The following is a 26,661-nucleotide window of genomic DNA, read 5'->3' on the forward strand; positions in this document are numbered from 1 at the left end:
CAAGAAACGGTAATATTTAAAGGGTATGATAGAACTATAGAAAGAAGGAGAATTTTCAAATATGAAATCAACAACTAAAAAGATTAAAACAACTCTTGCAGGAGTAGCTGCCTTGTTTACAGTATTTGCTCCATCATTTGTATCTGCCCAAGAATCATCAACTTACACTGTTAAAGAAGGTGATACACTTTCAGAAATCGCTGAAACTCACAACACAACTGTTGAGAAATTGGCAGAAAACAACCACATTGACAACATTCATTTGATTTATGTTGGTCAAGAGTTGGTTATCGATGGCCCTGTAGCGCCTGCTGCAACACCAGCGCCAACTACTTATGCGGCACCAGCTGCTCAAGATGAAACTGTTGCAGCTCCAGTAGCAGAAACTACAGAAGTAGCAGAGGAAGCAGCTCCAGTGGCAAGCGCACCTGCAGCAGAAGAAACAGTTGCTTCAACAGAAGCTTCAGCACCTGCTGCAACTGTAAGCGGATCTGAAGCAGAAGCTAAAGAATGGATCGCTCAAAAAGAATCAGGTGGTAGCTATACAGCTACAAATGGCCAATACATTGGACGTTACCAATTGACAGATTCATACTTGAACGGTGACTACTCAGCTGCTAACCAAGAACGTGTAGCAGATGCTTACGTTGCAGGACGCTACGGTTCATGGACTGCTGCTAAAAACTTCTGGCTTAACAACGGTTGGTATTAAGAAATAGAAAAAGAGCCTTTGATGGCTCTTTTTGTGTGCTTTTATTTGACAAAAGACAATTTTTAAATAGTAGTAATAACAGATTGCTTACGGCTGACGAGATTCTGGAGTTTCTCCAGCTGAATTAGTGCGATTATTACTGTTAGCATCGGGAACTTCAGCATTATTACTATTATTATTGGTATTCGTATCTCCTTGGGCTCCTGCAGTATCAGTAGCTTGATCTCGTGTATTGACAGCAGTGTTTCCCCCACTTCTAGCACCATCAGATGAATATTGCTCGCTTGCAGGTGCTTGTGAATTATATCTGTTCCCATTTGACTCAGTATAGTTTGGAGTGTAGCTACCTCCTTCTGAAGAATAGCTTTCTCTTCCCTCAACGTTACTAGTCGTTTCTGTTTCTTTTTTATTAGACTTTTGTTCTTCTTCTTTTTTGGTCAAGACTTCAGCTTGCTTTTGGAATTTTGAAATCAGTTCTTGAATGGGTTTTATTTTTTCATCAATAGTAGCTTGTTCGCTTGTGGAGTTGACACTTTTAATAATTTCTAGTATTTTTTGTAAGGAAGTGATGGCTGTTTCAAGTGCTTGTTTATCTTCAAACTGGCTATCGGATTCCTTTATATCCAATTTTAAAGCTTTTTCAGTATAATGATTAGTGATTTTATCGGCAGTAGAAGTAAGAAATTCTGTTAATGTCTTTTTGCCTTCGTCAGTGGTAGGCTTTAATTCTTGAATTTTTTTCCAATCCTCTATAATCGTTTCAGAATCAATATTGAAGTTTTTAATAGCATTTTTTACTTGTTCGACATCTTGTCCATTCTTATGTTGTTTGCTGAGAGCGATATTTCCTCTCTCTGCTTGGATATGTTCTTGATGAATGACTAAACCTATTAAAAGTCCAAGACCTACAACAATAATGATAGTAAAAATAGTATTTTTTGATGTTAGAATATCTTTGTAGTTTTTCACAATCGTACTACGTACATGGATGGTAGTATCTTAAAGGGATCATGTACGACTTCCTCCTCATTACAGTATATCATTTTTAGCTTATTTTATAAATAAGTTTATAAGTAGAATCGAGATTTAACTGTTCATTGCCCTTTTTGTAATTATATTTCTGTTTCTATCAAATAGAATGTCAGATTATCAGCCTCTTTCTTGTCTTCTTCAACCAAGCATGTTATAATGAATACTGCTCAAGCGACCTTCAATCGTTAAAGCACACACGACCTTCAATCGTGAATAAACGAATAGATGGGAGATTTACCATGAGTGATAACTCTAAAACACGTGTTGTTGTGGGGATGAGTGGTGGTGTCGATTCGTCGGTGACGGCTCTTCTTCTCAAGGAGCAGGGCTACGATGTAATCGGTATCTTCATGAAGAACTGGGATGACACAGATGAAAACGGCGTCTGTACGGCGACTGAAGATTACAAGGATGTGGCTGCCGTGGCAGACCAGATTGGCATTCCTTACTACTCTGTCAATTTTGAAAAAGAGTACTGGGACCGCGTTTTCGAGTATTTCCTAGCAGAATACCGTGCAGGGCGCACGCCAAATCCAGATGTCATGTGCAACAAGGAAATCAAGTTTAAGGCATTTTTGGACTATGCCATGACCTTGGGCGCAGATTATGTTGCGACTGGGCATTATGCCCGAGTGGCGCGTGATGAGGATGGAACAGTTCACATGCTTCGTGGTGTGGACAATGGCAAGGACCAGACCTATTTCCTTAGCCAACTTTCGCAAGAACAACTTCAAAAAACCATGTTCCCACTAGGACATTTGGAAAAGTCTGAAGTTCGCAGACTAGCAGAAGAAGCAGGCCTTGCGACTGCTAAGAAGAAAGACTCGACAGGGATTTGCTTTATCGGAGAAAAGAACTTTAAAAACTTTCTCAGCAACTACCTGCCAGCTCAGCCTGGTCGCATGATGACTGTGGATGGTCGCGATATGGGCGAGCATGCAGGGCTTATGTATTATACGATTGGTCAGCGTGGTGGACTTGGTATCGGTGGCCAACACGGCGGTGACAATGCCCCTTGGTTCGTTGTCGGAAAAGACCTAAGCAAGAATATTCTCTATGTAGGCCAAGGTTTCTACCATGACTCGCTTATGTCAACTAGTCTAGAGGCTAGTCAAGTCCACTTTACTCGTGAGATGCCAGAGGAATTTACGCTAGAATGCACAGCAAAATTCCGCTACCGTCAGCCTGATTCTAAGGTGACCGTCCATGTCAAAGGAGACAAGGCAGAGGTCATCTTTGCGGAACCGCAACGCGCGATTACACCAGGACAGGCAGTTGTCTTTTACGATGGCGAAGAGTGTCTCGGTGGCGGTTTGATTGACAATGCTTACCGCGATGGACAAGTTTGTCAGTACATTTAGATTGACAAATTTTCTTAATTTGCTACAATAATAAAAGCAATAGAAATGATGGTCAAAGCTCATGGATGTTGCAGGCTTTTTTGTCCTGCACTTCTTTGGAGTTTTGACTGTTTTTGTGTCGTTTAAGGGAAAGGATAGGAATGACTCAACAAGACTTTCGGACGAGAGTAGGAAATACAGTTTTTGGTGTTCGGGCGACAGCCTTGATTCTCCAAAATTGCAAGATTCTAGTCACCAAAGACAAGGACAAGTATTACACTATTGGCGGTGCCATCCAAGTCAATGAAAGCACGGAAGAAGCGGTAGTCCGCGAAGTGAAGGAAGAACTGGGTGTTAAAGCTCAAGCTGGACAGCTAGCTTTCGTAGTTGAAAATCGTTTTGAACAGGACGGTATTTCCTATCACAACGTTGAGTTTCATTATCTGGTGAACTTGCTTGAGGATGCCCCATTGACCATGCAGGAAGATGAGAAAAGGCAGCCCTGTGAATGGATTGACATAGACAAGCTTGAGGGTATCAATCTAGTTCCAGCCTTTTTAAAAACAGCCTTGCCAGATTGGAACGGCCAACTAAGACACATCCATCTTGAGGAATAGGAGAGAAAATGATGGTTAAGCTTATTGCCCATGTACTTGTTCATAGTGGTGATGATTATTTGCTCATTCAGCGTTCGGAAATTAAAAGAGGACAACCAAACGTTTATCCAACTTACTGGGATATTCCTGGTGGCGGGGTTGAAAAGGGTGAACTTCCGCGAGATGGAGCTCTTAGAGAATGTATTGAAGAAGCGGGAGTTAGGCTAGATAGCAGTTCGCTCAAACTTCTTCACGAAGATAGTCAACTGGATACCTCTAAGGATACTGTCTTTACTCGCTTAGTTTATAAAGTAGAGTGGGTTGGGGAGAAGCCAATTATCAGATTAGATCCTGAAGAGCATACGCACTTTAAATGGGTTACTATGGCTCAAGCTCTAGAGGAGGAGAAGTTAGTTCCTTATTTGAGAGAAATTTTTGAAAGGTTAAGAAATGACATATAATTTTACTGAAGAATACGATATTATTGTAATTGGTGCAGGACACGCTGGGGTCGAGGCTTCCTTAGCTGCTAGCCGTATGGGCTGTAAGGTCTTGCTTGCAACTATCAACATTGAAATGCTGGCTTTCATGCCTTGTAACCCCTCTATCGGTGGTTCTGCCAAGGGGATTGTTGTGCGTGAAGTCGATGCCCTCGGTGGCGAGATGGCCAAAACCATTGACAAAACTTACATCCAGATGAAGATGCTCAACACAGGGAAGGGGCCAGCTGTTCGTGCCCTTCGTGCGCAGGCTGACAAGGAGCTTTACTCTAAGGAAATGCGCAAGACAGTTGAAAATCAAGAGAATTTGATCCTTCGTCAAACCATGATTGATGAGATTTTGGTGGAAGATGGCAAGGTTGTCGGTGTGCGTACAGCTACCCATCAAGAGTATGCTGCTAAGGCTGTTATCGTGACCACAGGAACCGCACTCCGTGGGGAAATCATCATCGGAGACCTCAAGTACTCGTCAGGTCCTAACCACAGTCTAGCTTCGATTAACCTAGCTGACAATCTCAAGGAATTGGGACTTGAAATTGGTCGTTTCAAGACGGGTACACCTCCACGTGTCAAGGCTTCTTCTATCAATTACGACGTGACAGAGATTCAGCCAGGGGACGAAGCGCCTAATCACTTCTCATATACTTCACGTGATGAAGACTATGTCAAGGACCAAGTGCCATGTTGGTTGACCTATACCAACGGTACCAGTCATGAGATTATCCAAAACAACCTCCACCGTGCGCCTATGTTTACAGGTGTAGTCAAAGGGGTTGGGCCTCGTTACTGTCCGTCGATTGAAGACAAGATTGTGCGCTTTGCGGACAAGGAACGTCACCAACTCTTCCTTGAGCCAGAAGGGCGCAATACAGAGGAAGTTTATGTCCAAGGACTTTCAACCAGTCTGCCTGAGGATGTCCAACGTGACTTGGTTCATTCCATCAAAGGTTTGGAAAATGCTGAGATGATGCGAACTGGTTATGCCATTGAGTATGACATGGTCTTGCCTCATCAATTGCGTGCAACGCTTGAAACCAAAAAAATCTCAGGCCTCTTCACTGCTGGTCAGACAAATGGAACGTCAGGTTACGAAGAAGCTGCTGGTCAAGGGATTATCGCGGGTATCAATGCAGCTCTGAAAATCCAAGGCAAACCTGAGTTGATTTTGAAGCGCAGTGACGGTTACATCGGGGTGATGATTGACGACTTGGTGACTAAGGGAACTATTGAACCCTACCGTCTCTTGACCAGTCGTGCTGAATACCGCCTCATTCTCCGTCATGACAATGCCGATATGCGTTTGACAGAGATGGGACGCGAGATTGGCCTTGTGGATGATGAACGTTGGGCTCGCTTTGAAATCAAGAAAAATCAATTTGACAATGAGATGAAGCGCCTAGATAGCATAAAACTTAAGCCAGTCAAGGAAACCAATGCTAAGGTTGAAGAGATGGGCTTCAAGCCGTTGACAGATGCGGTGACAGCCAAGGAATTCCTTCGCCGTCCAGAAGTTTCTTACCAAGATGTGGTGGCTTTCATCGGACCAGCTGCAGAGAACTTGGATGACAAGATTATCGAATTGATTGAAACAGAAATCAAGTACGAAGGCTATATTTCTAAAGCCATGGACCAGGTTGCTAAGATGAAACGCATGGAAGAAAAACGTATTCCAGCCAATATTGACTGGGATGATATTGATTCTATCGCAACAGAAGCCCGTCAGAAGTTCAAACTGATTAATCCAGAAACCATCGGCCAAGCCAGCCGTATTTCGGGAGTAAACCCGGCAGATATTTCTATTTTAATGGTGTATCTTGAAGGTAAAAATCGTAGTATTTCTAAAAATCAAGAAAAGAAAGCATAGAGAAAAACAGCTCCGTTTTCGGGGCTGTTTTCTTGCTTTATTCTTCGTCTGGTGTGAGGATCATCGGGATGATGATCGGTTCACGTTCTGTATTTTCATAAAGGAAGGGGCGAATAGCGTTGACAATGGCACCATTGACTGATTGTACGCTTGCGTCCTTGTTTTTCAGTGCGATACGAATGGCATTGAAGAGGATACGCTGGCTTTGGCGAATCAGGTCGCCAGACTCTCTCATGTAGACAAAGCCTCGGCTGAGGATGTCTGGACCAGACAGAATCATCTGCGATTTGAAGTCGACAGTTGCGACTGCCAGAACGACACCGTCTTCAGATAGATCGCGACGATCTTTGAGGACAGCAGCACCGATTTCACCGATACGATTTCCATCGACATAGATGTCTTGGGCGTTGAAATGACCTGCTATACGAGCAGAATCTGCGGTAAGGGCAAGCACATCTCCATTGCTCATGATAAAGATATTGTCCTTCTCAACACCAGTATCCACCGCAAGTCCAGCATGGACTTTTTGCATGCGGTATTCACCGTGGACAGGCATGAAGTATTTTGGCTTAATCAAGCGGAGCATAAGTTTTTGCTCTTGCTGGCCACCGTGTCCAGAAGTATGGATATTGTTAACCTTACCGTGGATAACTTCAACACCAGCTTCTGAAATGATGTTAATCAGCTTATTGACGCTAGTAGTGTTTCCAGGGATTGGACTAGAAGAGAAGATAACTGTATCACCTGGTTGGAGTTGTACCTGACGGTGAGTTCCATTGGCGATACGAGAGAGGGCAGCCATCGGCTCACCCTGACTACCTGTACAGAGGATCAGAACCTCGCCTGCAGGATAATCTTTGATTTCATTTGGCTCGATAAAGGTTCCCTTAGGAGCTTTGATGTAGCCAAGCTCGATTCCGTTGACAATGGCCTTTTCCATAGAACGACCAAAGACCGCAATCTTACGTCCAGTCTTAACAGCGGCTTCTGTTGCTTGCTGGAGACGGAAGATATTTGAGGCAAAGGATGCAAAGATGATACGTCCTTCGATGCCTTGGATAATCTTCATGATGGACTGACCAACGACTTTTTCAGAGTTGGTAAAGGTTGGCACTTCCGCATTTGTCGAGTCAGACAGGAGGCAGAGTACGCCTTCTTCGCCAAGGGCTGCCATACGGTGCAAGTCCGCAGGTTCTCCAACTGGAGTGAAGTCGAACTTAAAGTCACCCGTACAGACGATTTTTCCTTGAGGAGTATGAATAACAATTCCCAAAGGCTCTGGAATAGAGTGAGTCGTTCTAAAGAAAGTTGCCTTGAGGTTTTTAAAAGTTAACTCAGTGTTGTGGTTGATTTCGTAAAGTTTGGCGTTGCGCAAGAGGCCGTGTTCTTCGAGTTTCCCACGGATCAAAGCCAAGGCAAGTGGTCCAGCGTAGATAGGGACATTTGCTTGCTTGAGAAGGAATGGAATCCCACCGATGTGGTCCTCGTGTCCGTGTGTAATCAAGACAGCCTTGACGCGGTCGATATTGTCCACGATGTAAGAGTAATCAGGAATGACATAGTCGATACCAAGCAAGTCATCTTCTGGGAATTTAATCCCAGCATCGACGATGATAATCTCATCTTGGTATTCAATCCCGTAAGTGTTTTTCCCGATTTCTCCCAGACCACCGATGGCAAAAACGCCGACTTCTTCAGGTTTAAGAGTGTAGGCCATATTAGAACTCCGTGATTTCGAAGGCGCCAGTTTCTTTTTCGTAATCTAGCAATTTGTCAGACAAGAGTTCGATATACTCGATATTGTACTCTGGGCGATTTTCTTCGACAAGTTGGCGAGCAGCGATACGGCCCTCAAGTTCTGAGTTAGCATCGATGTCTAGGTATAGTGCGCGTGTTGTTTCACGGCGTGGGCTACGTTCTTTTGTTTCTTGATAAAAAACTTTGTAAATCATATAGTTCCTTTCTATTTTACAGGTCAGCTTATTCCAAACTTTTAGCAGAGATTTGCTTGATTTCATTCCATTTTGTGTCTAGATTGACCTTGATTCGTTACAATTATTTCAATTATACCACAAAATGAAAAATTAGTAAAAGGCCGAAATGGAGAAAGTCGGGAGGGGAAAAAGGAGCAAAAAGACAGGTAGGATTTGGTCGGAGAGCGCTTAGGTGTTATAATTAAAGGGGAAATCTAAAGAGATAGTAGATTTAAGGGAGAATATAGTTCTAGTTTCATTAATCGTTGGTGTAGATGGTTGGGACAGAATGATATCTTTGAAAAAAGAAAAAGCTCTTGAGAAATCTCGAGAGCAAATAAAAAAGCTGAGACAAAACTCGGGGATTTTCCTGGAGCAGTCCAGGTGGCAGCACCTCTACCTGAAGCGAATGCATCGCAACCTTTGAATGACTTGTCACCAAATCAAACTCGATCTCAGCCTTTACTTAATTCTATCATCTATGAGGCTAAGAAGTCAATCTATAAGTATAACGATGTAGAAATAGCAAGATGGAGTGGAGTGCTTACTAAAAGGCAAAGACAAGCACTTAATTTAAGAGTAAGCAAAAAGAGAGGACCAATGGTAGTCAGGGGTCTTTACAGCTCAAAGCTGAAGGCAGTCCCACACCCGTACCAGAAGTTGGTACCTTTGAACGCTCTGTTACCAGTCGCTCTACGTTATCCTCTCAATATTTATATTTTACTATAACTTACTGAGGGAATCAACTTTAAAAGCATCAAAAAGCTCCTGACCGAAGTCAAGAGCTGTCGAACACTGGGGGCGAATTGTTCAATCGCAATTCCAGTTCTTTAGAAACCAAAGTTTCAGGGATAGCACCGCAACCCGAAGAGTCAACGACTCAACCTGATTTTCCTACCAGTGTTGAATTACATTTTAACATTGATAGACCAACATAGTCAACAGTTTATATAAAAATAGGAATACCAAAAGTAGGATTAAGAATGTTTAGTTTGTTTGAATTTGCGATAGGGTTGGCCTCTTGGTGTTTATAGTCTTTGTAGCCTGTGTCTAAGGGGGAATGCTCTGTTTGTATATCTGGGACACCGCAAAAAAAATTCCTTTGGAAGCTTGCTTTTGTGACGCTCTATTCAATTTTTATCCTCCTTGTAACCTATGTCGTTTGGTTTGTATTTTACTTTGGATTAAGTGCTTAGATGCCCTGCTTATGCTGGGGCTTTTTGTTTGGGGATAAAGAAAATTCCCATGTGCTAGCTTTTGTAGTATAATAGTAAGCAGACAAAAAGATAGGAATGTGTTATGAAAGTATTAGCTTTTGATACGTCTAGCAAGGCTCTTTCTCTCGCTATTTTAGAGGACAAGCAGGTTCTTGCCGAGACGACGATTAATATTAAGAAAAATCACAGTATTACCCTCATGCCTGCCATTGATTTTTTAATGGCAAGTTTGGATTGGACGCCCAAGGATTTGGACCGAATCGTGGTGGCGGAAGGGCCAGGTAGCTACACAGGTTTGCGAATTGCGGTAGCAACTGCCAAGACTTTGGCTCATACCCTGAACATTGAGTTAGTTGGTATGTCTAGCCTCTGGGCTCTGGTGCCATATCAACAAGAAGGCTTGTTCGTCCCCTTGATGGATGCGCGTCGCAACAATGTTTATGCAGGATTTTATGAAAATGCTAAACCTGTCATGCCAGAAGCGCATCTATCTTTTGAAGAGGTGTTAGAGAAAGTTAAGGGTGCTAGTCAGGTAACCTTTGTCGGAGAAGTTGCCCCCTTTGTGGAGCAGATTCAAGAACACTTACCAAGGACTAATTACAAAGAAACCTTGCCTAATGCAGCCACTCTTGCTCTTTTGGCTTGGGATAAGGAAGCAGACTCCTTGCATGATTGTGTGCCGAACTACCTCAAACGTGTTGAGGCTGAGGAAAACTGGCTCAAGAACCATACCGAGTCTGGCGAGTCTTACATTAAACGCCTATGATAGAAATTAAACGAATCCAACAGCAGCCTGACTTGGCTCAAGCCATCTACGCTGTTATGATAGCTGTTTACCCAGTCAGCCCTTGGACGCTGGAGCAAATCCAAGCAGACCTGGCTCAAGACCAGACTTGGTATGCTCTGGCTTATGATGGGGCAGAAGCGATTGGCTTTCTAGCCGTGCAGGAGAATCTTTTTGAAGCAGAAGTCCTGCAAATCGCTGTCAAACAAACCTATCAGGGTCAGGGGATTGCGTCAGCCTTGTTTGCTCAATTGCCGACAGATAAGGAGATTTTCCTCGAAGTCAGAAGTTCAAATCATCGAGCGCAAGCATTTTACAAGAAAGAAAAGATGGCAGCCATCGCTGAGCGAAAGGCCTACTACCATGATCCAGTCGAGGACGCCATCATCATGAAGAGAGAAATAGATGAAGGATAGATATATTTTAGCATTTGAGACATCCTGTGATGAGACCAGTGTCGCCGTCTTGAAAAACGACGACCAGCTCTTGTCCAATGTCATTGCTAGTCAAATTGAGAGTCACAAACGTTTTGGGGGCGTAGTTCCGGAAGTAGCCAGTCGTCACCATGTCGAGGTCATTACAGCCTGCATCGAGGAGGCACTGGCAGAAGCAGGGATTACGGAAGAGGACGTGACAGCTGTGGCTGTTACCTATGGCCCAGGCTTGGTCGGAGCCTTGCTAGTTGGTTTGTCGGCTGCCAAGGCCTTTGCTTGGGCGCATGGACTTCCGCTGATTCCCGTTAACCACATGGCTGGCCACCTCATGGCTGCTCAGAGTGTGGAGCCTTTGGAGTTTCCCTTGCTAGCCCTCTTGGTTAGCGGTGGACATACGGAGTTGGTCTATGTTTCCGAGGCTGGTGACTACAAGATTGTTGGAGAAACGCGAGATGACGCGGTTGGTGAGGCCTATGATAAGGTCGGCCGTGTCATGGGCTTGACCTATCCTGCCGGTCGTGAGATTGACGAGCTAGCTCATCAGGGACAGGATATTTATGATTTCCCCCGTGCCATGATTAAGGAAGATAATCTAGAGTTTTCATTCTCAGGTTTGAAGTCTGCCTTTATCAATCTTCACCACAATGCCGAGCAAAAGGGAGAAAGTCTGTCTACAGAGGACTTGTGTGCTTCCTTCCAAGCAGCAGTCATGGATATTCTTATGGCTAAAACCAAGAAAGCCTTGGAAAAATACCCTGTCAAAACTCTGGTTGTGGCAGGTGGCGTGGCAGCCAATAAAGGCCTCAGAGAACGCCTAGCAGCCGAAATCACAGATGTCAAGGTCATCATCCCCCCACTGCGTCTATGCGGAGACAATGCAGGCATGATTGCCTATGCCAGCGTCAGCGAGTGGAACAAAGAAAACTTCGCAGGCTTGGACCTCAATGCCAAACCAAGTCTCGCTTTTGATACTATGGAATAAAATAGAGTCTGTCTGATTAGGATCAGTTGATTTTTTCTTCTATTTGGGTAGTGATCTCATATTTGCAGTCTTATTTAGAGCAACAAAGTTTATTTATTGGTCTATTGGACTGCATATAGTTTACAACGGCATTGGTCTTTAGATTCTTTTATCAATCATAAAAACAAAAGAACTGACTAGCTAAGTATTATAAATGAGACGGGTTTGTTAGTCTTTTTTATTATAATGGTTTGTTACTTACCCTTCACGAAATCCGACTCTATCAAAGTTTGTCAATCATAGAGTTTTTTAGTATAGTAGAAATATGAAATTTACAAAAATAATCAGTAGTTTGTTTGCTCTAGGAACTTTACTCATGTTGCTAACAGCTTGCTATAATTTTAAAAAGATACAACTGATCTTGTTTGAATCACTTTCATTCAATATGCCGCTTAAATCCTTTGAAGAAGTTTTTGGTGAGGCTAGCGAAGTGGTAGAAGAAACCGAGACGGGCTATCGAGATAGCTGGCATGCAGAAGACCCCTATTTTTATAAAACGGGACGCCTTTTCTATGATTACGAAAATATTGCTTTGAATAGTTATATAGGTCGAGCAAGATTCACATTTTCAAAATCACATCGCTTGGAAAAAGCGACAGTTCATATTCCTGTAACTTCAAAGGTGGAGCAACAAGTAGTGCTCAACAATCTATCCCAGACTATAAAAAAAGAAATTAAGGCTCTTCCGAATTTCCAATCTGTAACTACCGAGACGGTAGGACTATACGATGACGGCTATCGCTATAAAGTCAAGTTGAAAGGACAAAGGAGAGAATTCTGGATTGATGTTTATCCGACAGAAGATGAAGATGCTAAAGAAATTGAAGATAAAAAGTATACTATTCGGGTGGATCAATTTAGAATGTATTAATAACACTGGGATTTCAGCATTTTTTACTAGCTCCAAGTTTCAGATTCAAAACTTTTTTCTCTTTCTTGAATGTGTTATAATAGTCCATGCTATGGCTGGAGCCTTTTCAGCCTACTTATACTCTTCGAAAATCAAATTAAAACCGCGTCAGCTTCTATCTGCAACCTCAAAACAATGTTTTGAGCAACCTGCGGCTAGCTTTCTAGTTTGTTCTTTGATTTTCATTGAGTATTATTAAGACAATATGAGGAGAAAGATGAAAGAAAAAGGATTTTGGGAGGGGGCGCAGGCAGCCATGCCAACGGCTCTTGGTTATGTCAGTATTGGCCTTGCCTGTGGGATTATCGGTGCGCCCTATGTGACACCTGTTGAGATGGGCTTGATGAGCCTCTTTGTTTATGCTGGGAGTGCCCAGTTTGCCATGCTGGCACTGATTGCGGTTCAAGCACCTGTGGCAGCTATTGCTATGACGGTCTTTTTGATTAATTTGCGTCTCTTTTTGTTGAGTTTGCATGCGTCAACCTATTTCCGTCATACCAGTCTCTGGCACAATATCGGTATGTCTAGTATCTTGACAGATGAGACCTATGGCGTCTTGATGGGCGAATTAGCCCATGCAGACAAGGTCAATCCTATGTGGATGCACGGGAACAATCTCAACAGCTATGTGGCTTGGTTTGTGGGAACAGTTGTCGGAACGGCTCTGGGTGGTCTGCTTCCAAATCCAGAAATCTTTGGATTGGATTTTGCCCTGGTTGGGATGTTCATTGGAATTTTTGCTTCGCAATTCCAGATTATGCAAAGACGGATTCCTGTCCGCAATCTGCTCATTATCCTAGCAGTTGTTGCGGTGTCCTTCTTTTTACTCTTAACAGTGGTGTCTCAGTCGCTAGCTGTTTTGTTTGCGACCTTGCTAGGTTGTACAATGGGGGTGGTTTTAGATGGTCAGTAAGTATCTTTTATTAGCAGTTATTTTCTCTGGTCTTGTGACTTGGATTCCCCGTATGATTCCCTTCATCTTGGTCAAGTATAAGGGCTTGCCTGCGATCGTTGAGCGTTTTTTGAAGTTCTTGCCTGTTTCTATTATCTTTGCCTTGATTCTTTCAAGCGTAGTGACAGGTAAGGTTGGTAGCTTTCCTCAAATCAAATGGCTGGACTTCTTAGCAGTCTTTCCAACAGCTTGGGTAGCCTTTCGCTACCGCAATCTTGTCGGAACAGTTCTCTTTGGAGTGGTCTTGATTGCCGTCTTGCGTTTGGTCTTTTAAATGAGCTATAAAGAAAATTTATCACAGAGATAGATATCATATAATGGCGTAAATGCTCTTTTTCTGTTAAGATTATAAGGTATTCTATTTTGGAGGAAATGACATGAAAAAAATCGTTAAATACTCATCTCTTGCGGCCCTTGCTCTTGTTGCTGCAGGTGTGTTAGCAGCTTGCTCAGGTGGTGCTAAGAAAGAAGGAGAAGCAACTAGCAAGAAAGAAATTATCGTTGCAACCAATGCTTCACCAAAACCATTCAACTATGAAGAAAATGGTGAATTGACTGGTTATGAAATTGAAGTGGTTCGCGCTATCTTTAAAGACTCTGACAAGTATGATGTCAAGTTTGAGAAGACAGAGTGGTCAGGAGTCTTTGCAGGACTTGATGCTGACCGTTACCAAATGGCAGTTAACAACATCAGCTACACCAAAGAACGTGCTGAAAAATACCTTTATGCAGCTCCAACAGCTAAAAACCCTAACGTTCTTGTAGTGAAGAAGGACGACTCTAGCATCAAATCACTTGATGATATCGGTGGAAAATCAACAGAAGTTGTTCAAGGGACAACATCTGCTAAACAGTTAGAAGACTACAACAAACAACACTCAGATAATCCAACTGTCCTTAACTACACTAGAGCAGACTTCCAACAAATCATGGGACGCTTGAGCGATGGCCAGTTTGACTACAAGATTTTTGATAAAATCGGTGTTGAAACAGTCATCAAGAACCAGGGCTTGGACAACTTGAAAGTCATTGAACTTCCAAGCGACCAACAACCTTACGTTTACCCACTTCTTGCTAAAGGTCAAGATGAGTTGAAAACATTTGTAGACAAACGTATCCAAGAACTCTACAAAGACGGAACTCTTGAAAAGTTGTCTAAACAATTCTTTGGAGACACTTATCTACCAGCAGAAGCTGATATTAAATAATTTCTTGAAATCATCCATTCTGAACAAGATGGGTGATTTCTCAGTTTTTAGGGATATAGTTTTAAACTATATATCTGACTACATAATAACAATTTGTGAAATCAAACAAATTGTGAGATACTAGTACGGTATTATTTTTAAGGAGAAAGAATCATGAAAATCAAAAAATGGCTTGGTGTAGCAGCCCTTGCTACAGTCGCAGGTTTGGCTCTTGTAGCTTGCGGAAACTCAGAAAAGAAAGCAGACAATGCAACAACTATCAAAATCGCAACTGTTAACCGTAGCGGTTCTGAAGAAAAACGTTGGGACAAAATCCAAGAATTGGTTAAAAAAGACGGTATCACTTTGGAATTTACAGAGTTCACAGACTACTCACAACCAAACAAGGCAACTGCTGATGGCGAAGTAGACTTGAACGCTTTCCAACACTACAACTTCTTGAACAATTGGAACAAAGAAAACGGAAAAGACCTTGTAGCGATTGCTGATACTTACATCTCTCCAATCCGCCTTTACTCAGGTTTGAATGGAAGTGAAAACAAGTACACTAAAGTAGAAGATATCCCAGCAAACGGAGAAATCGCTGTACCAAACGATGCTACAAATGAAAGCCGTGCGCTTTACTTGCTTCAATCAGCTGGCTTGATTAAATTGGACGTTTCAGGAACTGCTCTTGCAACAGTTGCTAACATCAAAGAAAATCCAAAGAACTTGAAAATCACTGAATTGGACGCTAGCCAAACAGCTCGTTCATTGTCATCAGTTGACGCTGCCGTTGTAAACAATACCTTCGTTACAGAAGCAAAATTGGACTACAAGAAGGCACTTTTCAAAGAACAAGCTGATGAAAACTCAAAACAATGGTACAACATCATCGTTGCGAAAAAAGATTGGGAATCATCACCAAAAGCTGATGCTATCAAGAAAGTGATCGCAGCTTACCACACAGATGACGTGAAAAAAGTTATCGAAGAAACATCAGACGGCTTGGATCAGCCAGTTTGGTAATAGAATATTAGGAGGTGGGAGAGAAAATTCCACCTCTTGCTTTTGTATAGAGCATGGATTGTCAGGAAGAGTAGTTCATAGAAAGGTAGAGAGAATATGGTTTTTCCTAGTGAACAAGAACAAATTGAAAAATTTGAAAAGGATCATGTAGCCCAGCATTATTTTGAGGTTTTGCGTACCTTGATTTCTAAGAAATCGGTCTTTGCCCAACAGGTGGGTCTCAAAGAAGTTGCCAACTATCTTGGTGAGATTTTCAAGCGTGTGGGGGCTGAAGTGGAGATTGATGAGACTTATACAGCGCCCTTTGTCATGGCGCATTTCAAGAGTTCGCGTCCAGATGCCAAGACCTTGATTTTCTATAACCACTATGACACTGTGCCAGCGGATGGAGATCAGGTCTGGACAGAGGAACCCTTTACGCTTTCGGTCCGCAATGGCTTCATGTATGGGCGTGGGGTTGACGATGATAAGGGGCATATCACGGCTCGTTTGAGTGCTTTGAGAAAATATATGCAGCACCATGATGATTTGCCTGTCAATATCAGTTTTATCATGGAGGGAGCGGAGGAATCGGCTTCGACAGATCTAGATAAGTATCTGGAAAAACATGCGGATAAACTCCGTGGAGCAGATTTGTTGGTCTGGGAACAAGGAACCAAAAATGCCTTGGAACAGCTGGAAATTTCTGGTGGAAACAAGGGGATCGTGACCTTTGATGCCAAGGTGAAAAGCGCTGATGTTGATATCCACTCTAGTTATGGTGGGGTTGTGGAATCAGCTCCTTGGTACCTCCTTCAAGCCCTACAGTCTCTTCGTGCCGCAGATGGCCGTATCTTGGTTGAAGGTTTGTACGAAGAAGTACAAGAGCCAAATGAACGAGAATTGTCCTTGGTGGATACTTATGCCCAACGAAATCCAGGGGAAATCAGCCAGATTTATGGCTTGGAATTGCCTCTTTTACAAGAGGACCGCGCAGCCTTTCTAAAACGTTTCTTTTTCGAGCCAGCCCTTAATATCGAAGGGATTCAGTCAGGTTATCAAGGGCAAGGAGTTAAAACGATATTACCTGCAGAAGCTAGTGCCAAGTTAGAAGTTCGTTTGGTTCCTGGCCTAGAACCGCATGATGTTCTGGAAAAAATTAGGAAACAGCTAGACAAAAATGGCTTTGATAAGGTAGAATTATACTATACCTTGGGAGAGATGAGCTATCGAAGCGATATGAGCGCACCAGCCATTCTCAATGTGATCGAGTTGGCCAAGAAATTCTATCCACAGGGCGTTTCAGTCTTGCCGACTACAGCTGGGACAGGGCCAATGCATACGGTCTTTGATGCCCTAGAGGTGCCAATGCTGGCCTTTGGTCTAGGAAATGCCAATAGTAGAGACCATGGTGGAGATGAGAACGTGCGAATCGCCGATTACTACACCCATATTGAATTAGTAGAGGAGCTGATTAGAAGCTATGAGTAGAGATATTATCAAGTTAGATCAGATCGATGTGACTTTTCATCAAAAGAAGAGAACCATCACAGCGGTCAAGGATGTGACCATTCACATCCAAGAAGGGGATATCTACGGAATCGTTGGATATTCTGGAGCAGGGAAATCAACCCTTGTACGGGTGATTAACCTCTTACAAAAGCCATCTGCAGGGAAAATTACTATTGACGATGATGTGATTTTTGATGACAAGGTGACCTTGACAGCAGAGCAGTTGCGTCGTAAACGTCAGGATATCGGGATGATTTTCCAGCATTTCAATCTGATGAGCCAAAAGACAGCAGAGGAGAATGTAGCCTTTGCCCTTAAACATTCTGGACTCAGCAAGGAAGAAAAGAAGGCTAAAGTAGCTAAGTTGTTGGACTTGGTTGGCTTGGCAGACCGTGCTGAAAACTACCCTTCACAATTATCTGGAGGGCAAAAACAGCGTGTAGCCATTGCGCGTGCCTTGGCAAATGATCCAAAAATCTTGATTTCAGATGAGTCAACTTCTGCCCTTGATCCGAAGACAACCAAGCAGATTTTGGCCTTGTTGCAAGATTTGAACCAGAAATTAGGCTTGACTGTTGTCTTGATTACGCATGAAATGCAGATTGTCAAAGACATTGCCAATCGTGTGGCAGTTATGCAGGATGGGCATTTGATTGAAGAGGGAAGTGTTCTTGAAATCTTCTCAGACCCTAAACAACCTTTGACTCAAGACTTTATCTCAACAGCTACAGGTATTGACGAAGCCATGGTCAAAATCGAGAAGCAAGAAATCGTGGAACATCTGTCTGAAAACAGTCTCTTGGTGCAACTCAAGTATGCAGGTGCTTCAACAGACGAGCCACTTTTGAATGAATTGTACAAGCATTACCAAGTAACAGCTAATATCCTCTATGGGAATATCGAAATCCTTGACGGCACTCCTGTTGGAGAATTGGTTGTGGTCTTGTCAGGTGAAAAAGCAGCGCTAGCAGGTGCTCAAGAAGCCATTCGTCAAGCAGGCGTACAACTAAAAGTATTGAAGGGAGGACAGTAAGATGGAATCATTGATTCAAACCTATTTACCAAATGTTTATAAAATGGGTTGGGCTGGTCAGGCAGGCTGGGGAACAGCCATCTACCTAACCCTCTATATGACAGTTCTGTCCTTTATCATCGGAGGTTTCTTGGGGCTAGTGGCAGGNCTTTTCCTTGTCTTGACAGCGCCAGGCGGTGTCTTGGAAAATAAGGTCGTTTTCTGGATTTTGGATAAGATTACCTCTATTTTCCGTGCGGTGCCATTTATCATTCTCTTGGCAGTCTTGTCACCCTTCTCACATCTAATCGTAGGAACAAGCATTGGTCCAAATGCGGCTATCGTACCCCTATCTTTTGCAGTCTTTGCCTTCTTTGCCCGTCAAGTACAGGTGGTATTGGCTGAGCTAGATGGTGGTGTCATTGAGGCAGCTCAAGCTAGCGGAGCGACCTTCTGGGATATCGTAGGTGTTTACCTATCAGAAGGCCTTCCAGATTTGATCCGTGTGACGACTGTAACCTTGATTTCACTAGTCGGTGAAACAGCTATGGCCGGTGCGGTTGGAGCTGGTGGTATCGGTAACGTAGCCATCGCTTATGGATTTAATCGCTACAATCACGATGTGACTATCTTGGCAACCATCGTTATCATTTTGATTATCTTTGCAATCCAATTCTTGGGAGACTTCTTGACCAAAAAATTGAGCCATAAATAAAAAGAGCCGTGTGGCTCTTTTTTAGTAATCAGATTTTCTGCGCAAATTTTTTACTCAAGGCTTGTCCAATCAAGGCACCCATTAGGGCTCCGATGACAATACTTGCGATAAATAGAAGGACGGTTCCAGGATTTGGCGCGACCATGATACGGTCGATATATTCTTGGGATTTTCCTCTTGCTAGAAGGGTTGCCATATAGGCTTTGGGCGCAATCCACATGATTAGAATTGGTCCTGATGTGCTAAAGGCAAAGAGTATGAAAGAAAGGAAATTCTTAGTTTGGTCCTTGTATTTTCCGAGGTTAGCTACTGCATCTGCTAGGAGACCACAGATAATTCCAGGAAGGAAGGCACCGGCACCGTGTTTAGTTCCCAAGAAAAAGAGGGCAATGACAAGGCCGATAGTGGTAATGGCTCCAAAGCGCGGAACTTTTGCGACTAGGATCATATAGACGCTACCGCCGAAAAGGGCAGTAAAGGCAGGCGCATAAAACATGTTTCCAGCTTGGTCAAAGAAATTGCCCAAAAGGACACCAATCCCCATGCAGAGGAAGTAAAGAACTGCAAAAAGCAGTGTAGTTAAGATAGATTTCTTCATGAATTGTCTCCTGATAATTTTTTCACAATTCTCATTTTACCATGGTTTGGTGGGATTGTAAATGGATACTAGAAGTTTTTGAAAACGCTTGAAATATGATATAATAGTTTCATAGTTATTTTTAGGGGGATATCATGGGGAGATTTTTAGACTTTGTCTTTAATCGTTTCTTTTTAGGGATGATTGCGACAGCCTTCTTTTGGCTATTAACATTGGCAGGAGGGATTATCCTTGGTCTAGCGCCGGCTAGTGCCACCTTGATGAGCCTATATGCAGAACATGGTTATAGCTTTCGGGAATACAGTTTGAAGGAGGCGTGGTCTCTTTATAAGCAAAATTTCGTCTCAAGCAACCTGATTTTCTATAGCTTTTTAGGGGTGGATCTAGTTTTGGTCTATGGCCTGTATCTCTTGGTGCAATTGCCTCATCAGACTATTATTCATTTGATTGCGACCTTTTTGAATGTTCTAGTAGTTGCCCTGCTATTTTTGGCTTATACAGTATCTTTGAAATTACAAGTTTATTTTGACTTGTCTTATCGAAATAGTCTCAAACTATCCTTGATTGGCATCTTTATGAGCTTAGCGGCTGTGGCCAAGGTTCTCCTTGGGACAGTGCTACTTGTGGCAATTGGTTACTATATGCCTGCCCTACTTTTCTTTGTAGGAATTGGGATGTGGCATTTCTTTATCAGTGATATGTTGGAACCGGTCTATGAAAGTATCCATGAAAAATTGGCGACAAAATAGAATGAAGCAGTTTTGGCTACATACGCTTCTAAGAACCTACAGTTCAGTGATGATGATTATTATTGCGAGTTTTGCAATCTTACTCTCTTACGCTGACTGGGATTCACGGGAAAAGGAAGCTCAAAGAGTAGCCCAACGTGTAACCACTCGAACAGTCGATGAGGTGGAGTATTATTATCGGGAATCAGCCCAACTGGCGCAAGATTTAGTAGCCAATCAAGACCGGATACAAGGGGTTTATAAGTACTTTAGCTTGTCAACTTCTGAGTACTTTTATTGGCTGTTGGAGCATCAAGCAGCTTCGTCAACTTCTATTTCTCTGTATGAAAACATTGATGATCTTTATGTCCAAAATGACTCTATAACGGGTGTTGCAATCGTCTTGCAGGATTTTAAAGAAGTTTATGTTTCAACAAGGGATAAAAGAAGTGGTCATGTCTTGCCAGCTGAGGCCTTTAAACCAGAGGCCAATAGTTTTGGAATTCCAGTTCTGGATCCAGCAACGGATCAATCTATAGGAGTGATATACATCTCCTTGGATCCAGAAGTTTTATATCATGCCATTGACAATACCCGAGGTCATATTCCGATGGCTGTGACTGTGACATCGCCTTTTGATACGGAGATTTTTCATATTGGTGAGAGGGTCAATAGGGAACATGAGAACTGGTTTGTCGGTTTTACCTCTCATGGATATCAGGTTCAGGTGGCAGTTCCTAAAAACTTTGTTTTACAAGGAACAGTGGCTAGCTCTGCTTTGATTGTGGGCTTGAGCCTTCTCTTTATTGTCATTCTCTATCTGACTTTGAGGAAGACTTTTGCTAATTATCAAAAGCAGGTAGTGGACCTGGTGGATTCCATCCAAGCTATTGCCAAAGGACAAGAAGGTCTTCGCATTGATACGCTTGAAAAGGATCAGGAATTGCTCCTAATCGCAGAGACCACCAATGATATGTTGGATCGATTGGAAAAGAATATCCATGATATTTACCAGTTAGAACTCAGTCAAAAAGATGCCAATATGCGAGCCCTGCAGGCGCAAATCAATCCTCACTTCATGTACAATACTCTGGAGTTCTTGCGTATGTACGCAGTCATGCAGAGTCAAGATGAGTTGGCAGATATCATTTATGAATTCAGTAGTCTCTTGCGTAACAATATTTCCGACGAAAGAGAAACCCTTCTCAAACAGGAATTAGAATTTTGTCGTAAATATAGCTATCTCTGCATGGTTCGCTATCCCAAGTCCATTGCCTATGGTTTCAAGATAGACCCAGGGTTAGAAAATATGAAGATTCCTAAGTTTACCTTGCAACCGCTGGTAGAAAATTATTTCGCGCATGGTGTTGACCACAGACGGACAGATAATGTGATTAGCATCAAGGCTCTTAAACAGGATGGTTTTGTGGAAATTTTGGTGGTCGATAATGGCCGTGGTATGTCGGCTGAAAAGCTGGCAAGTATTCGAGAAAAATTAAGTCAGAGACATTTTGAACACCAAGTCAGTTACAGTGATCAAAAGCAGTCTATCGGGATTATCAATGTCCATGAGCGTTTTGTGCTCTATTTTGGGGATCGATATGCTATTACTATAGATTCTGCAGAGCAAGCGGGTGTTCAGTATCGTATTACAATTCAAGATGAGTAGAAAGGGAGAAAATGTATAAAGTATTATTAGTAGATGATGAGTACATGGTGACAGAAGGTCTGAAACGTTTGATTCCCTTTGATAAGTGGGATATGGAGGTCGTCGCAACAGCCAGTCATGCCGATGAAGCCCTAGAATATGTTCAGGAAAATCCTGTCGATGTGGTCATTTCCGATGTCAATATGCCCGATAAAACAGGGCTTGATATGATTCGGGAGATGAAAGAAATCTTACCAGATATTGCCTATATCCTTCTCTCGGGTTATCAGGAGTTTGATTATGTAAAAAGAGCAATGAACCTTAGTGTGGTGGACTATTTGGTCAAACCTGTTGATAAGGTAGAGTTGGGAAATCTGCTGGAGAAGATTGCAGGTCAGCTCGGCGAGAGAGGGAAGAAAAGTCAGACCCTTAGTCAAGATTTAGATGAGGATGGATTTGTTAGTTATCTAGGAGGTAAGGAGAATTGGTGGATAGGCCTATCCAAGGAAAAACAAGGCTCTTTCACCATTCCCTACTATGTATTGGGGCAAGACTGGCAGATTTTTATTTCTGATCAATCCCTAGATGGTTTAGTCGTTACTCCCTTTGAAGCTCCTTATCAAGAACACTTTGAACGCTGGAAGCTGAATGCTGAGAAAGCCCTCTTTTACGGTTCTGTAAATCTAAAACAGTCTGAGAGTCTCTTTGCCTACTACGAACCGATTTATAGGGTTATCATTCAGGGGAATCTCAATCAAATCGTGGAAGAGTTGAACCTTTTGGAGAAGGTGGTTCTTGAAAATACGCCGCGTGTTCCGATTACCAAACAGCTTTTTATCCAGTTTGTCATGGATGTCTTTCATTTGTTTGAACATCTAAAGGCTGATGATTTGACGGATATTGTCAAAACGATTCATGCTATTCAAACCTTCGATGAATTGGTTCCTTATATCAAGGAAATTCTGACTCGATTCTTTGGACAATATCGGATGAATGAAAATGTGGTTAGTGTGCTAGAAGTCATTGGGCGTGATTATCAGAAAGAACTTTCCCTCAAGGATATCAGTAAGGATCTCTTTATCAATCCTGTCTATCTGGGACAGTTGATTAAGCGAGAAACCAATTCGACCTTCGCAGAGTTACTAAACAAACAGCGCATTAAGGCTGCCCAACAGCTCTTGCTTTCAACTAGTGACAGCATCGAAGATATTTGTTATGCTGTTGGTTACAGTAATGTTGGATATTTCTATAAAGTGTTCCGAAAATTGTGCGGAAAATCGCCAAAAGCCTACCGAAAACAGGTAGAAACGACATTATAAAATTTGTATCCCTTTACAAAAAGTGCTATAATATCAATAATAATATCAGGAGGTTCTATTATGAAAAAGAAACCAATTTATCTATGGGTCTTGCTAATCTTGTCTGCTCTTATTTCAGCTATGTCTCTGTTTGGAATGTTGAGTCCTTTACCTAGTAAAGAAGCCCTTCGTGCCGCTCAGAAACAGGTTGCAGGGGTCAGTGCTCAGCAATTAGAAGACCAGCTTAATTACACCTATAGAGTAGCAGAATCAACTCATTCTATTTTTAATATGGTCTTGATTGTGCTATCTGCTATTTTAGTGGTAGTAGCGATTGTCTTCCTTGTTCGTAAGAATTTGCAATATGCAAACTATACTTATGTCGGCTATGTTTTGCTAGCCATTATTGGTTCGATTTATAGCTATGTGACTTTACAAGATGCTGTGCAGTTAGTTCACGATGAGACCATGCGTTTAGGGATAAGTGTTATTTCACAAGCCGTTAGCATTTTCTATATCGTCATCAATGTTCTCTTCCTAGCCCTTGTCTTTTACAAGATTTGGCGTCAACAGAAAGCCTTGGCAGAAGAAGAGGAAACAGAAGAACTTTCCTAAGTATTGACAAAAAATAACTATCAAGTTACAATCTTGGTAGTTATTTTTCGATTATAGATAAAATCATGGAGGTACATATGAAGACAATTTCTTTAGTTTATATCAGTTTGAGTGGCAATACTGAAAGTTTTGTGACACGCTTGAAAGACTATCTCTTGTCCCAGTACGAGGGGATTGAGGTTCAAAAGATTCATATCAAGGATTTGGTCAAGGAAGGCCAAGATTTCTATGAAATGGATCATCCCTATGTCGCTTTTTTGCCGACCTATCTCGAAGGTGGGAATGGCGTGGATAACGGAGATGTTGAGATTTTGACGACACCCGTTGGGGATTTTATCGCCTATGGAGACAATGCTAGTAAGTGTTTTGGTGTGGTTGGTTCAGGAAATCGTAACTTTAATAACCAATACTGCCTGACAGCCAAGCAATATAGTCAACGTTTTGGCTTCCCTGTATTGGCTGATTTTGAAATGCGAGGTATGCTGGGAGATATCAAACGTGTCGCAGCGATTATCGCAGATTTGTATGAGTTGGAAAGTTAAGCTGAAACCAATCTTTCAATCATTAGAAGAAAGAACTTATTATATCCCCCTCTATAGCAGAGATGAAAATTACCTATAAAATTTTTAATATAAATGTTATTTGCTATAGTTGGAAGATAAAAATTATGCCCTAAAAAAACCGAGAAGCTTTCTTCTCGGTTTTTGATTATTTCAATTGATCTGTAATGTCTTTTGATAGCAACATTCCTAGATGATAAGTTTTATTGATGTAAGCAATGACATCATTGATGTTTTCAGTCGTGTGAATTTTCTCTTTGATGTCAGACCTAAATGTTTCATCCTTTAAAAGTTGTTCTTGGTAGAGTTTTTGCAGTCTCTCCTTCTCGTACTTATTAAGCAGAAAAAGGAAAACCAAGCTAATCACAACGAGGATATAAGCATATTGGCTCATAGGATATCTCCCTGTATGATAAAGAAGTAGTAGTGAGTAAATCGATTTAGTGGATCTAAAATAGCAGAACAAGTCAGCAAAACTTGATAAGATTTTTGATAGACCTCTAAACCAAAATCCGTATAGATTTAGTGTAAGTTACTTAGACTGCTTTACAATCAAGTAACTTGAAGATTACGACGTCTTTCGGTAGAAATCGATAATATTTATATCGAAAGACTAGTGAAGCACCTAGCCAAATCCCTGGTAGGATTTGGCGTTAGTTACTTAGATTGCTTTGCAATCAAGTAACTTTGGTGATTTACATCTTCTCAGGTGCTTCTACTCCAAGCAAGCGAAGTGCTTCTTTGAGAACGACTGCGGTTGCGTAGCTAAGGGCTAGACGGCTGTCGCGTTCTGGGCTTTCATCCAAGATGCGCGTATGTGCATAGTATTTGTTAAAGGCTTGAGCCAGGCTAATTGCAAATTTAGCAATGATAGAAGGTTCAAAGTTATCCGCCGCACGGTTGATAATACGTGGGAAGTCTTGGATGAGTTTGATGATTTCCCAACTTTCAGCATCATTCAAGCTATAGTTGCCAGTTGTTTCTGGTTTGAAATCCGCTTTGCGTAAGATAGATTGGATACGAGCGTAGGCGTATTGAACGTAAGGTCCAGTTTCACCCTCGAAGGATACCATAGCCTCTAGGTCGAAGTCGTATCCATTTGTACGGTCGGTCTTAAGGTCATAGAATTTAATGGCTCCAACCCCAACAGCATGCGCTACTTGGTCTTTGTTTTCCAATTCAGGATTTTTAGCCTCGATTTGGGCTTTGGCACGGCTAACAGCCTCTGCAACAGTAGGCTCTAGCAAGATGACATTCCCTTTACGAGTAGAGAGTTTCTTCCCTTCTTTTGTAACCAAACCAAAAGGAACATGAGTAATGTCTTCACTCCAGTCGTAGCCCATCTCTTGCAAGACGGCTTTGAGCTGTTTAAAGTGGGCAGATTGTTCTTGGCCAACGACATAGATAGATTTGGCAAATTGGTATTCATTTTTACGGTAAAGGGCTGCAGCCAAGTCACGAGTGATATAGAGAGTTGCACCATCCGATTTCTTGATAAGGGCTGGATGTTCAATTCCATATTTCTCAAGATTCACAACTTGGGCACCTTCTGACTCAACAAGAAGGCCTTTTTCAGAAAGAATGTCTACGACTGCATCCATCTTATCGTTATAGAAGGCTTCTCCGTTATAGCTGTCAAATTCAACCTGCAATTCATTGTAAAGGCGGTTAAATTCCACTAAACTTTCATCACGGAACCATTGCCAAAGAGCGAGAGCTTCCTCATCTCCATCCTCCAGTTTACGGAACCATTCGCGTGCTTCTTCATCCAAGCTAGGGTCATTTTCAGCTTCAGCGTTGATGCGGACATAGAGTTTAAGAAGTTCATCAATTGGATGAGCTTTTACAGCTTCTTCGTCGCCCCATTTTTTGTAGGCAACAATCAGCATTCCAAACTGTTTACCCCAGTCTCCCAAATGGTTGACCTTGACTGTTTGATATCCGATTTTTTGGAAAATATGTGATAAGCTATCTCCGATAACAGTTGAACGTAGATGACCAATAGAAAATGGTTTAGCGATATTAGGACTAGACATGTCGATCACAACATTTTCTTGCTTGCCAATATGTTGGTCAGCATAGTGTTCTTTTTGAGTGATAACAGCTTGCAATACTTGAGCAGAAATGGCAGATTTATCAAGGAAAAAGTTAACGTAAGGTCCTGTTGCGACAACCTTTTCAAAGGCTTGGCTGTTAATTTTTTCAGCCAGTTCAGCAGCAATCATTTGAGGTGCTTTACGTTCGACTTTTGCAAGAGAAAAAGCAGGGAAAGCGATGTCTCCCATTTCTGAGTTTTTAGGGGTTTCCAGTAAATTTAAAATAGCCTCTTGGTCCAGGCTATCAATGACGCTAGCCAACTCGCTAGCAATCAATTCTTTTGTATTCATTAAGAGCTCCTTTTTGGACTTTTCTACTATTTTATCACAATTTTAAAGAAAGAAGAAA

The 26,661-nt window shown here is 42.1% G+C and carries 27 protein-coding genes and 2 pseudogenes; 23 read left to right on the forward strand and 6 right to left on the reverse strand.

All coding sequences use genetic code 11. The annotated features are described in order from the left end of the window. Positions 1-61: 61 nt before the first annotated feature. Complete coding sequence (apf, locus tag D8849_RS04355) at positions 62-712, forward strand: aggregation-promoting factor (RefSeq protein ID WP_125386312.1); 651 nt, start codon at positions 62-64, stop codon at positions 710-712. Between the two features lie 87 nt (positions 713-799). On the opposite strand, the gene D8849_RS04360 is transcribed toward apf, so the two are convergent. Continuing rightward, entirely contained in the window at positions 800-1,681 is an 882-nt protein-coding gene (locus tag D8849_RS04360; protein ID WP_125386313.1) for a hypothetical protein, read from the reverse strand. 302 nt (positions 1,682-1,983) lie between these two features. Between D8849_RS04360 and mnmA the strand changes: the two genes are divergently transcribed. The 4 genes from mnmA (at position 1,984) to mnmG (ending at position 6,044) form a co-directional block, all read left to right on the forward strand. Then, positions 1,984-3,105 (forward strand): tRNA 2-thiouridine(34) synthase MnmA, encoded by a 1,122-nt coding sequence (gene mnmA, locus D8849_RS04365; protein ID WP_125386314.1) that lies wholly within the window; start codon positions 1,984-1,986, stop codon positions 3,103-3,105. A gap of 140 nt (positions 3,106-3,245) precedes the next feature. Continuing rightward, complete coding sequence (locus D8849_RS04370; RefSeq protein WP_185756209.1) at positions 3,246-3,701, forward strand: NUDIX hydrolase; 456 nt, start codon at positions 3,246-3,248, stop codon at positions 3,699-3,701. An 8-nt stretch (positions 3,702-3,709) separates the two neighbouring features. Next, on the forward strand, positions 3,710-4,141 hold the full coding sequence (locus tag D8849_RS04375) for an NUDIX hydrolase (protein WP_125386316.1): 432 nt from the start codon (positions 3,710-3,712) through the stop codon (positions 4,139-4,141). Next, complete coding sequence (gene mnmG / locus D8849_RS04380; RefSeq protein WP_125386317.1) at positions 4,131-6,044, forward strand: tRNA uridine-5-carboxymethylaminomethyl(34) synthesis enzyme MnmG; 1,914 nt, start codon at positions 4,131-4,133, stop codon at positions 6,042-6,044. The genes D8849_RS04375 and mnmG overlap by 11 nt, the downstream gene beginning before the upstream one ends. Before the next feature lie 37 nt (positions 6,045-6,081). Here the strand turns inward: mnmG and rnjA are convergent, their stop codons facing one another. Both rnjA and D8849_RS04390 read right to left on the reverse strand, forming a co-directional pair. Next, positions 6,082-7,761 carry a ribonuclease J1 gene (gene rnjA, locus D8849_RS04385; RefSeq protein WP_000331986.1) on the reverse strand — a complete coding sequence of 560 codons (1,680 nt, stop codon included), beginning with the start codon at positions 7,759-7,761 and terminating at the stop codon, positions 6,082-6,084. Between the two features lies 1 nt (position 7,762). After that, a complete protein-coding gene (locus D8849_RS04390) occupies positions 7,763-7,996 on the reverse strand; it encodes a DNA-dependent RNA polymerase subunit epsilon (protein ID WP_000639571.1) in 234 nt (77 codons plus the stop codon). A gap of 1,004 nt (positions 7,997-9,000) precedes the next feature. Here D8849_RS04390 and D8849_RS10805 point away from each other — a divergent pair. From D8849_RS10805 to D8849_RS04460, 13 genes and pseudogenes are all read left to right on the forward strand, one after another. Beyond that, positions 9,001-9,213: pseudogene (locus D8849_RS10805) on the forward strand (hypothetical protein). A 103-nt stretch (positions 9,214-9,316) separates the two neighbouring features. Then, positions 9,317-10,000 carry a tRNA (adenosine(37)-N6)-threonylcarbamoyltransferase complex dimerization subunit type 1 TsaB gene (gene tsaB / locus D8849_RS04405; protein ID WP_125386319.1) on the forward strand — a complete coding sequence of 228 codons (684 nt, stop codon included), beginning with the start codon at positions 9,317-9,319 and terminating at the stop codon, positions 9,998-10,000. Further along, positions 9,997-10,434 (forward strand): ribosomal protein S18-alanine N-acetyltransferase, encoded by a 438-nt coding sequence (gene rimI / locus D8849_RS04410; RefSeq protein WP_125386320.1) that lies wholly within the window; start codon positions 9,997-9,999, stop codon positions 10,432-10,434. Before tsaB ends, rimI begins: the two co-directional genes overlap by 4 nt. After that, the gene (gene tsaD, locus D8849_RS04415; RefSeq protein WP_070480079.1) at positions 10,424-11,434 is read left to right on the forward strand and encodes a tRNA (adenosine(37)-N6)-threonylcarbamoyltransferase complex transferase subunit TsaD; all 1,011 of its coding nucleotides are present in this window, start codon (positions 10,424-10,426) and stop codon (positions 11,432-11,434) included. The genes rimI and tsaD overlap by 11 nt, the downstream gene beginning before the upstream one ends. Before the next feature lie 28 nt (positions 11,435-11,462). Beyond that, positions 11,463-11,576 (forward strand): annotated as a pseudogene (locus D8849_RS04420) (CPBP family intramembrane glutamic endopeptidase); the annotation flags it as partial. Between the two features lie 162 nt (positions 11,577-11,738). Then, complete coding sequence (locus D8849_RS04425; RefSeq protein ID WP_125386321.1) at positions 11,739-12,344, forward strand: hypothetical protein; 606 nt, start codon at positions 11,739-11,741, stop codon at positions 12,342-12,344. Between the two features lie 256 nt (positions 12,345-12,600). Then, positions 12,601-13,296, forward strand: coding sequence for an AzlC family ABC transporter permease (locus tag D8849_RS04430; RefSeq protein WP_078135725.1), 696 nt, complete (start codon positions 12,601-12,603; stop codon positions 13,294-13,296). After that, positions 13,286-13,609, forward strand: coding sequence for an AzlD domain-containing protein (locus D8849_RS04435; RefSeq protein WP_004263021.1), 324 nt, complete (start codon positions 13,286-13,288; stop codon positions 13,607-13,609). Before D8849_RS04430 ends, D8849_RS04435 begins: the two co-directional genes overlap by 11 nt. 103 nt (positions 13,610-13,712) lie before the next feature. Further along, on the forward strand, positions 13,713-14,543 hold the full coding sequence (locus tag D8849_RS04440) for an amino acid ABC transporter substrate-binding protein (protein WP_125386322.1): 831 nt from the start codon (positions 13,713-13,715) through the stop codon (positions 14,541-14,543). A 153-nt stretch (positions 14,544-14,696) separates the two neighbouring features. Next, complete coding sequence (locus tag D8849_RS04445; RefSeq protein ID WP_125386323.1) at positions 14,697-15,551, forward strand: MetQ/NlpA family ABC transporter substrate-binding protein; 855 nt, start codon at positions 14,697-14,699, stop codon at positions 15,549-15,551. Positions 15,552-15,647: 96 nt separating this feature from the next. Next, on the forward strand, positions 15,648-17,021 hold the full coding sequence (locus D8849_RS04450; protein ID WP_125386324.1) for a M20 family metallopeptidase: 1,374 nt from the start codon (positions 15,648-15,650) through the stop codon (positions 17,019-17,021). Continuing rightward, the gene (locus D8849_RS04455) at positions 17,014-18,075 is read left to right on the forward strand and encodes a methionine ABC transporter ATP-binding protein (RefSeq protein WP_125386325.1); all 1,062 of its coding nucleotides are present in this window, start codon (positions 17,014-17,016) and stop codon (positions 18,073-18,075) included. The genes D8849_RS04450 and D8849_RS04455 overlap by 8 nt, the downstream gene beginning before the upstream one ends. Before the next feature lies 1 nt (position 18,076). Next, complete coding sequence (locus D8849_RS04460; RefSeq protein WP_125386326.1) at positions 18,077-18,769, forward strand: methionine ABC transporter permease; 693 nt, start codon at positions 18,077-18,079, stop codon at positions 18,767-18,769. A gap of 28 nt (positions 18,770-18,797) precedes the next feature. On the opposite strand, the gene D8849_RS04465 is transcribed toward D8849_RS04460, so the two are convergent. Next, the gene (locus tag D8849_RS04465) at positions 18,798-19,367 is read right to left on the reverse strand and encodes an MptD family putative ECF transporter S component (protein ID WP_125386327.1); all 570 of its coding nucleotides are present in this window, start codon (positions 19,365-19,367) and stop codon (positions 18,798-18,800) included. 134 nt (positions 19,368-19,501) lie between these two features. Here D8849_RS04465 and D8849_RS04470 point away from each other — a divergent pair, with 134 nt between their 5' ends. The 5 genes from D8849_RS04470 (at position 19,502) to nrdI (ending at position 24,198) form a co-directional block, all read left to right on the forward strand. Further along, positions 19,502-20,116: a YesL family protein gene (locus D8849_RS04470; protein ID WP_000532349.1), complete on the forward strand. Its 615-nt coding sequence runs from the start codon at positions 19,502-19,504 to the stop codon at positions 20,114-20,116. Beyond that, complete coding sequence (locus D8849_RS04475) at positions 20,094-21,764, forward strand: sensor histidine kinase (RefSeq protein ID WP_312023085.1); 1,671 nt, start codon at positions 20,094-20,096, stop codon at positions 21,762-21,764. Before D8849_RS04470 ends, D8849_RS04475 begins: the two co-directional genes overlap by 23 nt. An 11-nt stretch (positions 21,765-21,775) precedes the next feature. Further along, on the forward strand, positions 21,776-23,062 hold the full coding sequence (locus D8849_RS04480) for a response regulator transcription factor (protein ID WP_125386329.1): 1,287 nt from the start codon (positions 21,776-21,778) through the stop codon (positions 23,060-23,062). 60 nt (positions 23,063-23,122) lie between these two features. Next, positions 23,123-23,656 carry an ABC transporter permease gene (locus tag D8849_RS04485; protein WP_125386330.1) on the forward strand — a complete coding sequence of 178 codons (534 nt, stop codon included), beginning with the start codon at positions 23,123-23,125 and terminating at the stop codon, positions 23,654-23,656. A gap of 77 nt (positions 23,657-23,733) precedes the next feature. Beyond that, a complete protein-coding gene (gene nrdI / locus D8849_RS04490; RefSeq protein ID WP_004255033.1) occupies positions 23,734-24,198 on the forward strand; it encodes a class Ib ribonucleoside-diphosphate reductase assembly flavoprotein NrdI in 465 nt (154 codons plus the stop codon). 166 nt (positions 24,199-24,364) lie between these two features. Here the strand turns inward: nrdI and D8849_RS04495 are convergent, their stop codons facing one another. After that, positions 24,365-24,610 carry a hypothetical protein gene (locus D8849_RS04495; protein ID WP_042751768.1) on the reverse strand — a complete coding sequence of 82 codons (246 nt, stop codon included), beginning with the start codon at positions 24,608-24,610 and terminating at the stop codon, positions 24,365-24,367. Positions 24,611-24,911: 301 nt separating this feature from the next. Continuing rightward, a complete protein-coding gene (argS, locus tag D8849_RS04500) occupies positions 24,912-26,603 on the reverse strand; it encodes an arginine--tRNA ligase (RefSeq protein ID WP_125386331.1) in 1,692 nt (563 codons plus the stop codon). Positions 26,604-26,661: the final 58 nt, after the last annotated feature.

This window comes from Streptococcus mitis (assembly GCF_003942765.1).
GTDB classification, from domain to species: domain Bacteria; phylum Bacillota; class Bacilli; order Lactobacillales; family Streptococcaceae; genus Streptococcus; species Streptococcus mitis_BE.

Coding starts and splice junctions, on each gene's coding strand:
- D8849_RS04430 (WP_078135725.1), top strand. CDS start 12,601: ATGAAAGAAAAAGGATTTTGGGAGGGGGCGCAGGCAGCCATGCCAACG.
- tsaD (WP_070480079.1), top strand. CDS start 10,424: ATGAAGGATAGATATATTTTAGCATTTGAGACATCCTGTGATGAGACC.
- nrdI (WP_004255033.1), top strand. CDS start 23,734: ATGAAGACAATTTCTTTAGTTTATATCAGTTTGAGTGGCAATACTGAA.
- mnmG (WP_125386317.1), top strand. CDS start 4,131: ATGACATATAATTTTACTGAAGAATACGATATTATTGTAATTGGTGCA.
- mnmA (WP_125386314.1), top strand. CDS start 1,984: ATGAGTGATAACTCTAAAACACGTGTTGTTGTGGGGATGAGTGGTGGT.
- D8849_RS04455 (WP_125386325.1), top strand. CDS start 17,014: ATGAGTAGAGATATTATCAAGTTAGATCAGATCGATGTGACTTTTCAT.
- D8849_RS04495 (WP_042751768.1), bottom strand. CDS start 24,610: ATGAGCCAATATGCTTATATCCTCGTTGTGATTAGCTTGGTTTTCCTT.
- rimI (WP_125386320.1), top strand. CDS start 9,997: ATGATAGAAATTAAACGAATCCAACAGCAGCCTGACTTGGCTCAAGCC.
- D8849_RS04445 (WP_125386323.1), top strand. CDS start 14,697: ATGAAAATCAAAAAATGGCTTGGTGTAGCAGCCCTTGCTACAGTCGCA.
- D8849_RS04485 (WP_125386330.1), top strand. CDS start 23,123: ATGAAAAAGAAACCAATTTATCTATGGGTCTTGCTAATCTTGTCTGCT.
- D8849_RS04480 (WP_125386329.1), top strand. CDS start 21,776: ATGTATAAAGTATTATTAGTAGATGATGAGTACATGGTGACAGAAGGT.
- D8849_RS04470 (WP_000532349.1), top strand. CDS start 19,502: ATGGGGAGATTTTTAGACTTTGTCTTTAATCGTTTCTTTTTAGGGATG.
- D8849_RS04465 (WP_125386327.1), bottom strand. CDS start 19,367: ATGAAGAAATCTATCTTAACTACACTGCTTTTTGCAGTTCTTTACTTC.
- D8849_RS04435 (WP_004263021.1), top strand. CDS start 13,286: ATGGTCAGTAAGTATCTTTTATTAGCAGTTATTTTCTCTGGTCTTGTG.
- D8849_RS04370 (WP_185756209.1), top strand. CDS start 3,246: ATGACTCAACAAGACTTTCGGACGAGAGTAGGAAATACAGTTTTTGGT.
- apf (WP_125386312.1), top strand. CDS start 62: ATGAAATCAACAACTAAAAAGATTAAAACAACTCTTGCAGGAGTAGCT.
- rnjA (WP_000331986.1), bottom strand. CDS start 7,761: ATGGCCTACACTCTTAAACCTGAAGAAGTCGGCGTTTTTGCCATCGGT.
- D8849_RS04425 (WP_125386321.1), top strand. CDS start 11,739: ATGAAATTTACAAAAATAATCAGTAGTTTGTTTGCTCTAGGAACTTTA.
- tsaB (WP_125386319.1), top strand. CDS start 9,317: ATGAAAGTATTAGCTTTTGATACGTCTAGCAAGGCTCTTTCTCTCGCT.
- D8849_RS04440 (WP_125386322.1), top strand. CDS start 13,713: ATGAAAAAAATCGTTAAATACTCATCTCTTGCGGCCCTTGCTCTTGTT.
- D8849_RS04450 (WP_125386324.1), top strand. CDS start 15,648: ATGGTTTTTCCTAGTGAACAAGAACAAATTGAAAAATTTGAAAAGGAT.
- D8849_RS04375 (WP_125386316.1), top strand. CDS start 3,710: ATGATGGTTAAGCTTATTGCCCATGTACTTGTTCATAGTGGTGATGAT.
- argS (WP_125386331.1), bottom strand. CDS start 26,603: ATGAATACAAAAGAATTGATTGCTAGCGAGTTGGCTAGCGTCATTGAT.
- D8849_RS04390 (WP_000639571.1), bottom strand. CDS start 7,996: ATGATTTACAAAGTTTTTTATCAAGAAACAAAAGAACGTAGCCCACGC.
- D8849_RS04475 (WP_312023085.1), top strand. CDS start 20,094: ATGAAAAATTGGCGACAAAATAGAATGAAGCAGTTTTGGCTACATACG.